The sequence below is a fragment of the Henriciella sp. genome (assembly GCF_049649345.1).
Classification (GTDB): domain Bacteria; phylum Pseudomonadota; class Alphaproteobacteria; order Caulobacterales; family Hyphomonadaceae; genus Henriciella.
The window spans coordinates 1-2,520 of record NZ_JBARZC010000298.1 but is presented as its reverse complement, the minus strand read 5'-3'; the positions used below and the strand labels follow the sequence as shown (position 1 = coordinate 2,520).

Sequence of the window (2,520 nt, the reverse complement as noted above, 5' to 3'; positions counted from 1 at the left end):
CCACCTGGCCATAGGGCATCTGCATCACCCGGCCGACGTCCCGCACGACAGCTTTGGCCTGCAATGTACCGAATGTGATGATCGCCGCGACGCTTTCGGCGCCATACTTGTCACGCACATAGCGGATAACCTCGCCCCGCCGCTCCTGGCAGAAGTCGATGTCGAAGTCCGGCATCGAGACGCGTTCGGGGTTGAGGAAGCGCTCGAACAGAAGGTCGAAGCGGAGCGGATCGAGGTCTGTGATCGTCAGCACCCAGGCAACAACCGAGCCTGCGCCAGACCCCCGGCCGGGGCCAACCGGGATATCATTGTCCTTGGCCCATTTGATGAAGTCGGCAACGATCAGGAAGTAGCCGGGAAAACCCATTCCCTCGATGATGCCCAGCTCGTAGTCCAGCCGCTCTTCATAGGAGGAGCGCTCGGCATAGAGCTTCGGCGCTTCAGCAAGCCGCTTGTCGAGGCCGGCGCGGGCCTGGATTTTCAGCTCCTCGATTTCCGAGCGCGAGCCATCCCCGAAATTCGGCAGGATCGGGCTGTGCTTGGTCGCCCGGATGGCGCAGCGCTTCGCGATCTCGACAGTCGAGGCGACGGCTTCAGGAATATCTTCAAACAGCGCAACCATTTCATCAGACGACTTCAGATACTGGTCGGGCGAGACCCGCTGGCGGTCATCTTGGCCGAGATATTCGCCGTTAGCGATACACATCATCGCATCATGCGCCTTGGCATCATCCGGCTTCATGAACCGCGCATCATGGGTCGCCACGAGCGGCAGGCCAAGCTTGTAGGCCGCCTCGATCAAGCCCGGTTCACTGTTGGCTTCGTCTGCTAAACCGTGACGCGTCAGCTCGACATAGCAGCGGCCCGGATAAGCTTCCGCCAAATCAGACAAGGTCTGCTCAGCTTCGGCCTGCTTGCCTTTGAGTATATACTGCGCCGCCTCACCGCGCGATCCGCCTGTGAGCAGGATCAGCCCGTCGGTCTTCTCGAAAAGATGCTCCCGTTTCAACCTTGGAACGCCGTCTTCGGCCTCCAGATAGGCGAGCGAGGAGAGCGCCATTAGCCGCTCAAATCCGGTCTCATCCTGGGCGTACAGCGAGACCTGCGTTATCCATTCCTGATGCGCACCATCGGTGACATCAAAACAGCACGCCATGATTGGCTGAATGCCCGCCCCGGACAGGGTTTCGGACAGTTCCAGCGCGCCAAACAGATTGTTCCTGTCGGTAATCGCGACCGCCGGCACCAAGTGCGCTTCAGACCATGATTTCAGGCTTTTTGGCGTGATCATGCTTTCGAGCAGCGAATAGCTCGTGCGCACAGCCAGATGGATAAAAAGCGAATCGGACAAAGGCAGCTCCTGAGACTGCTTTCTATCATGCCCGCCATGGTCTTAGAAACGAAGGGACTCAGCCGGTAAAGGTTGTGAGTTTCCCCTCCTCGAGGGTCAGCACCCGGTCCATATGACGGATTAGCGCCATATTGTGCGTCGCCACCAGCACGGCCGCGCCTTCGCTGCGGGCAATCTTGATCAGGCTCGCAAAGACACGGTCCGTTGTGGCCGGGTCGAGATTGCCGGTCGGCTCATCTGCGATGACAAGTTTCGGATCGTTCGCGAGCGCACGTGCAATCGCGACGCGCTGCTGTTCACCACCGGACAATTGGCCTGGCTGATGCTTTGCACGATCGGTCAGCCCCATTTCGCCCAGCATGTCGAGCGCCGTCTCGCGCGCCTGCTTGCGTTTCACACCATTCACCATGAGCGGCATGGCGACATTGTCGAGGGCGTTGAACTCCGGCAGCAGATGGTGGAACTGGTAGACAAAGCCGAGCTTTTCGCGGCGTAGACGCGTACGCACGGCGTCAGAAAGCGGCAATACATCCTCGCCATCGAGCAGGACTTGTCCGCCCTCGGCCCGCTCAAGCAGACCCGCCGTATGCAAAAGCGTTGATTTGCCTGAACCGGACGGGCCTACAAGCCCCACCAGTTCGCCAGCATTGAGCACGAGATCGGTCCGGTCCAGCACCTTCAATACGGTCGGACCGCTTTTGTATTCGCGGACGATGCCGCGCAGCTCGAGCACTGGTGCAGACATCACTCGAACCTCAGGGCTTCGACCGGATCAAGCCGCGCTGCAGACCAGGCCGGCCAGATCGTTACCAATACGGACATGCTCATCGCCCAGAGGGTGGTGAACAGCGCCTCGCCCCAATCGAGTTCAGCGGGCAGGCCTTGAAGCCCATAGGTCTCGGCATCGAAAATCTCGCCTTGGCCCGGGATGAGAAAATTCAAAAGCGCTTCGACAGCGCTGATATTGAGCACAATAGTAATGCCGAGAATCAGGCCAATCGCCGCGCCAGCCAGGCCAAGTATCGCGCCGATCATGATGAAGGTCCGCATGATCGCCCCGCGCGTCGCACCGATCGTGCGCAAGATTGCGATGTCGCCCGTCTTGTTTTTTACGAGCATCACGACGCCCGTGACGATGTTCAGCGCAGTAATCGTGATCAGGATCAGCA

General features: G+C 59.5%; 3 protein-coding genes. All 3 read right to left on the bottom strand.

Features of this window, described 5'->3' with window-relative positions; all coding sequences use genetic code 11:
- Positions 1-1,351: DNA polymerase III subunit alpha (gene dnaE / locus WA989_RS07930; RefSeq protein WP_424339964.1), on the bottom strand; the 1,351-nt coding region annotated here is incomplete at its 3' end.
- A 58-nt stretch (positions 1,352-1,409) separates the two neighbouring features.
- Positions 1,410-2,096: an ABC transporter ATP-binding protein gene (locus tag WA989_RS07925; protein WP_424339963.1), complete on the bottom strand. Its 687-nt coding sequence runs from the start codon at positions 2,094-2,096 to the stop codon at positions 1,410-1,412.
- The coding region (locus tag WA989_RS07920; RefSeq protein ID WP_424339962.1) for an FtsX-like permease family protein at positions 2,096-2,520 on the bottom strand (425 nt) is incomplete at its 5' end. The genes WA989_RS07925 and WA989_RS07920, both read right to left, overlap by 1 nt.